The sequence below is a fragment of the Mycobacterium sp. shizuoka-1 genome (genome assembly GCF_002723835.1).
Classification (GTDB): domain Bacteria; phylum Actinomycetota; class Actinomycetes; order Mycobacteriales; family Mycobacteriaceae; genus Mycobacterium.
The window spans coordinates 34,804-39,646 of the sequence record NZ_BEWG01000046.1 but is presented as its reverse complement, the minus strand read 5'-3'; the positions used below and the strand labels follow the sequence as shown (position 1 = coordinate 39,646).

Sequence of the window (4,843 nt, the reverse complement as noted above, 5' to 3'; positions counted from 1 at the left end):
AGGGCGGCTGCCACGGCGGTGGCGCGTCGGGCACGTCGGCGGCCGGCTCGACCGGTGGCGGAGCCTGGGTGCCCAGGCAGATCACCTGGCAGGGCAGCCCGGGCATCGCACTCGCGGGCCCGGGCAGCGGCCCCAGCGCCAGCGATCCGGCCGATTCCGTGCTGCCCAGATTGATCAGCGGCACCTGGGTGAGCGGATCGCTGGAGGGCAGCCCGATCGCGTTCAGCGGCAGCCCCGGACCAAGGCCTTCGGGGTTGTCCAGGTGAGCATCGCCGAGTGCGGGCACCGGCCCGACGATCGGCGGCAGATCCACCGGCTCGACGCCGGTGGCGTACGCGGCCGCCCAGCCCAGCACGTTCTGGGCGTAGGCCATCGAGTTGTTGTACCGCAGGATCGCGGTCAGCACCTGGGACTGGTTGCGCAGGTTCAACCCGCCACTGCACAGGTAGCGGGCCGCGGCCAGCGCCGCGTCGTACACGTTCTGCGGGTCGGCCTTGCCGTCCCCGTCGCCGTCGGCGGCGTAGCGCGACCACGTGCCCGGCAGGAACTGCATGGGACCCATCGCCCGTGCGTAGACCGGGCGCCCGGCCTGCACGGTCTGCACGATCACCTCGTTGCCCGCCAGGGTGCCGTCCAGGCTCGGGCCGTAGATCGGGCTGATCGCGGTGCCGCGCGCGTCGGTGGCACCGCCGTTGGCATGCATGGATTCGATCCGGCCGATGCCGGCCAGCAGGTTCCAGCTCAGCCCGCAGCCCGGCGCGGTGACGGCCATCGCCTGCTCGGCGTTGCGGTAGGCGGCCAGCGGTACCGCGGGGATCCGCATGGATCCCGGGGAGTTCAGGACGATGGCCGGCGGCGGAACCGACGGAGTCGCCGCCGCGAAGTGGAAGTTGGTCGGCTGCTTGGAGAGCGCGACGACGGTGGCACCGGACGTGTCGGTCTGCGGCGAGACGGCCGCCAGCGGGGTGACCTCGGTGCCGACGACCGGCGCCTTGGGCAGGTCGGGGGCCGCCCCGACTGCGCCGGCGAGGACGACGGGGGTGAGCACGACGACTCCGAACGCAGGTTTCCGCACCATCCGGCTGACGCGGTTTCCTATGCCCACTCGTCCGTCCTCAACAAATGCATCCGCTTGTGAACCAAGTCACCATACATACCTTCGTGACCTCAGTGGTATCCATTGGTCACCTTTGTCACGAGCTCGACTCCTCGACCTCGGGCTCGATGGGCGGGCGGGCTTTCTTGGTCTTGTCCTTCTTGGTCTTGCCGCCGTTGTCGGCGGTCAGCGATTCCAGCAACTCGCGGATCTCCTCGAGCTCGCGGCGTAGGTAGTCGCGGGTGGCCACTTCGCCGACCGCCAGCCGCAGCGAGGCCAGCTCGCGGGCCAGGAACTCGGTGTCGGCCTTGGTCTGTTCGGAGCGCCGCCGGTCCTCTTCGAGCGAGACCCGGTCGCGGTTCTCCTGCCGGTTCTGGGCCAGCAGGATCAGCGGTGCGGCGTAGGCGGCCTGGGTGGAGAACGCCAGGTTCAGCAGGATGAACGGGTAGGGATCCCACTGCCAGCGCACGGCGAACAGGTTCAGGGCGATCCAGACGATGACGATGATCGTCTGCCAGGCCAGGTAGCGCCCGGTGCCCAGGAAGCGGGCGATCGATTCACTGAACTTGCCGACGGCCTCGGTGTCGAGGTTGAACGACGGCCGGCGCGAGGTGCGGGGGGTGTCGAGCCGCTGACGCGCAGACAGGTCGCTCATGTCGTCCCCTCTGCGCTGGTCACCGGATCGGGCAGTTGCGGTTCCTCGAAGCTTTCCCGCCAGTCGTCGGGCAGCAGATGGTCAAGCACGTCGTCGACGGTCACGGCGCCGAGCAGATGGTTCTGCTCGTCGACCACCGGACCGCAGACCAGATTGTAGGCGGCGAAATACCGGGTCACCCCGGCCAGCGAGGTGCCCGGGCTCAGGTTGGGCAGGTCGGTGTCGACGATGCCGCTGACCAGGTTGGCGGGCGGTTCGCGCAGCAGCGCCTGCAGATGCACGCAGCCCAGGTAGCGACCGGTGGGGGTGGCCGTCGGCGGCCGAACCACGAACACCAGCGACGACAGCGCCGGCGTCAGGTCGGGATCGCGCACCCGGGCCAGCGCCTCGGCGACGGTGGTGTCGGGGGCGACGACCACCGGATCGGAGGTCATCAGACCACCCGCGGTGTCCGGCGAGTGGCTCAGCAGGCGGCGCACCGGTTCGGAGTCTTCCGGGTCCATCCGGCGCAGCAGCACCTCGGCCTCGGTCGGGTTCAGCACGCCGAGAAGGTCGGCGGCGTCGTCGGGGTCCATGGCCTCGAGCACGTCGGCCGCCCGCTCGGTGTCGAGCTGGAGCAGCAGGACGGTCTGGTCGTCCTCGGGCAGCTCCTGCAGGATGTCGGCCAGCCGCTCGTCGTCGAGGGCGTTGATCACCTCGGTGCGGCGTTTGGCGGGCAGGTCGCGGATCGCGTCGGCCACCTCGATCGGGCGTTGTCCCTCGAACTGGTGCAGCAACTGCGCCACCCCCTGGCCGGGCATCGCGAGCGCGGACGGGGTCAGCCCGGCCACGTTGTGCCAATCGACCACCTGAACCGTCGAGCGGCGGCCCAGCCGGCGGTGGCTGCGCACGGCCACCCGGGTGACGACCCAGTCGCGGGTACGGATCTGCTCGATGCCCAGGTCGACAACGTTCACGTCCACCCCGGCCATCTGCGGCAGTTCGGGATCGTCGACCCGGACCCGGCTGTCGAGCACCTGCCCCAACACCAGCACTTCGCCGGGGCGCTGGGCGAACCGGCGCAGCGACACGTTGCCGGTGTTGAGCGTCACCGCGTTCGGCTCGATCGCGGTGACTCGCAGGATCGGGACGAAAATCCTTCGGCGCGTGAGCATTTCGACCACCAGGCCGAGGACTCGGGGTTGCTGGCGCACGATGCTCATACTGATCACGACGTCGCGGACGCGCCCGAGGGATTCTCCGTCCGGTCCCAGCACGACCAGCCCGGCCAGTCGCGCCGCGTACACCCTGTTCACCGACGCCATGACTCAAAGGGTAGGAGTGTAGGCGTGGATAACGCCTATCGACCCCGTCGAACGTGCCTGTCGGTTCCGGGCAGCAATCTCAAGATGATCGAGAAGGCCAAGGGTTTACCCGCCGACGAGGTGTTCCTCGACCTCGAGGACGCGGTGGCGCCAGATGCCAAGGCGCAGGCCCGCAAACAGGTTGGCGCGGCCCTGGCAAGCCCGGGCTGGGCGGGCCAGTTGCGCGGGGTGCGGGTCAACGACTGGACCACACCGTGGACGCATGCCGACGTCATCGACGTGGTGTCCGCGGTCGCATCCGCGCGCGACGGTCACCTCGACGTGGTGGTGTTGCCCAAGGTGACCGACGCCAGCCACGTGCACGCCCTGGACCTTTTGCTGACCCAGCTCGAGCTGACGCACGGTCTGCCGGTCGGGCGGATCGGGATCGACGCGCAGATCGAAGATGCCAAGGGCTTGACCAACATCGACGCCATCGCCGGCGCACCCCGGGTGCAGGCCCTGGTGCTCGGACCGGCGGACCTGATGGCCAGCCTCAACATGCGCACTCTGGTGGTGGGCGAGCAACCCGAGGGCTACGACGTCGGCGACGCCTACCACCACGTCTTGATGACGATCCTGGTGGCGGCGCGCGCGCACGGGATCGCGGCGATCGACGGGCCCTACCTGAAGGTGCGCGACGTGCCTGCGTTCCGGCGGGTGGCCGGGCGGGCTGCGGCGCTGGGCTATGACGGCAAATGGGTTCTGCATCCCGATCAGATCGACGCGGGCAACGAGATTTTCAGTCCTCGCCAAGCCGAGTACGACCATGCCGAGCTCATCCTCGAGGCCTACGAGTGGCACACCTCGAGCGCCGGCGGCGCGCGGGGCGCGGTGATGCTCGGCGACGAGATGATCGACGAGGCCAGCCGCAAGATGGCGTTGGTGATCGCCGCCAAGGGCCGCGCGGCCGGGATGGCGCGCGAAGGCGGGCGCTTTGTGCCGCCTACCTAGTTACGGGTAGTAGTCGGGGGACGACGGGACGTTGGCCGCGACGACGACCCAGAACGCGAACCAGAGCACATAACCCACGACGACCACGGCGCCGACGGCCACCCCGGCGACCGCGAGACCGAAGCCGTCCTGGCCGGTGCGCTTGGTTTCGCGCATGGCGACGATGCCGAGGATGATCCCGGCGATCGAGGGCAGCCCGCACAGCATCAGGCCGGCCAGCGAGGTGACCAGCGCTGCGATCGCCTTGCCGTTGGTACCCGGCGGCTTGGTCGGCCGGTACGGGTCGTAGGGATCGGCCGGGTAGCCGCCGTAGCCGGGGTAGCTGGGCGGCGGGTAGGGATAGCCAGTCGGGGCCGGGTAGACCGGCGGCGGCATCGGCGGGTAGTGGGCCGGATAGTCCACCGGGGCGTAGGGATCGGCGGGCGGCGGGGTGCCCTCCGGCAGCGGGGGAGTCGTCATCGGATCAGGACCAGGCGTAAACGGCCCAGATCATGCTGATGACCAACGATGCCACCCCGACCACGATCCCGGCGATAGCCAGGCCGTACCCGCCCTGACGGGATTGCTTGATCTGGTTGAGTGCGACGACACCGAGCACGATGCCGATGATCGAGCCGATCCCGCACAACAATCCCACGACCGAGGCGACCAGCGAGGAGATCGCCAGAGTGTTGGTTCCCGACGCCGGAGCGGGATAGCCAGCGGAATAACCGTAGCCGCCGGGCGCCCCGCCGTACTGCGGCGGCGGGGGGTATCCGCCACCGGGTGGCGGATAGCCGGGGGCGCCGTAGCCGC

Annotated in this window: 6 protein-coding genes; 1 reads left to right on the top strand and 5 read right to left on the bottom strand. The window is 69.7% G+C overall.

Annotated features, from left to right (window positions below; translation table 11 throughout):
• The 3 genes from MSZK_RS14650 to MSZK_RS14640 form a co-directional block, all read right to left on the bottom strand.
• Positions 1-1,048, bottom strand: a 1,048-nt coding sequence (locus tag MSZK_RS14650) for a lytic transglycosylase domain-containing protein (RefSeq protein WP_233211315.1), incomplete at its 3' end; no start/stop codon positions are given.
• A gap of 145 nt (positions 1,049-1,193) precedes the next feature.
• Positions 1,194-1,751, bottom strand: coding sequence for a DUF1003 domain-containing protein (locus MSZK_RS14645; protein ID WP_099248934.1), 558 nt, complete (start codon positions 1,749-1,751; stop codon positions 1,194-1,196).
• The gene (locus MSZK_RS14640; RefSeq protein ID WP_099248932.1) at positions 1,748-3,055 is read right to left on the bottom strand and encodes a magnesium transporter MgtE N-terminal domain-containing protein; all 1,308 of its coding nucleotides are present in this window, start codon (positions 3,053-3,055) and stop codon (positions 1,748-1,750) included. The genes MSZK_RS14645 and MSZK_RS14640 overlap by 4 nt, the downstream gene beginning before the upstream one ends.
• A gap of 24 nt (positions 3,056-3,079) precedes the next feature.
• Here MSZK_RS14640 and MSZK_RS14635 point away from each other — a divergent pair, with 24 nt between their 5' ends.
• Complete coding sequence (locus MSZK_RS14635) at positions 3,080-4,048, top strand: CoA ester lyase (protein WP_099248930.1); 969 nt, start codon at positions 3,080-3,082, stop codon at positions 4,046-4,048.
• Here MSZK_RS14635 and MSZK_RS14630 read toward each other — a convergent pair whose 3' ends face one another.
• Together MSZK_RS14630 and MSZK_RS14625 are read right to left on the bottom strand one after the other, a co-directional pair.
• Positions 4,049-4,507 carry a DUF4190 domain-containing protein gene (locus MSZK_RS14630; protein ID WP_099248928.1) on the bottom strand — a complete coding sequence of 153 codons (459 nt, stop codon included), beginning with the start codon at positions 4,505-4,507 and terminating at the stop codon, positions 4,049-4,051. It abuts the gene before it with no gap.
• A 4-nt stretch (positions 4,508-4,511) separates the two neighbouring features.
• On the bottom strand, positions 4,512-4,843 hold a 332-nt coding region (locus MSZK_RS14625; protein ID WP_142389929.1), incomplete at its 5' end, for a DUF4190 domain-containing protein.

Excerpts from the sequence above, each read along its gene's own strand:
- MSZK_RS14640 (WP_099248932.1), bottom strand. The coding sequence starts at position 3,055 with ATGGCGTCGGTGAACAGGGTGTACGCGGCGCGACTGGCCGGGCTGGTC.
- MSZK_RS14645 (WP_099248934.1), bottom strand. The coding sequence starts at position 1,751 with ATGAGCGACCTGTCTGCGCGTCAGCGGCTCGACACCCCCCGCACCTCG.
- MSZK_RS14630 (WP_099248928.1), bottom strand. The coding sequence starts at position 4,507 with ATGACGACTCCCCCGCTGCCGGAGGGCACCCCGCCGCCCGCCGATCCC.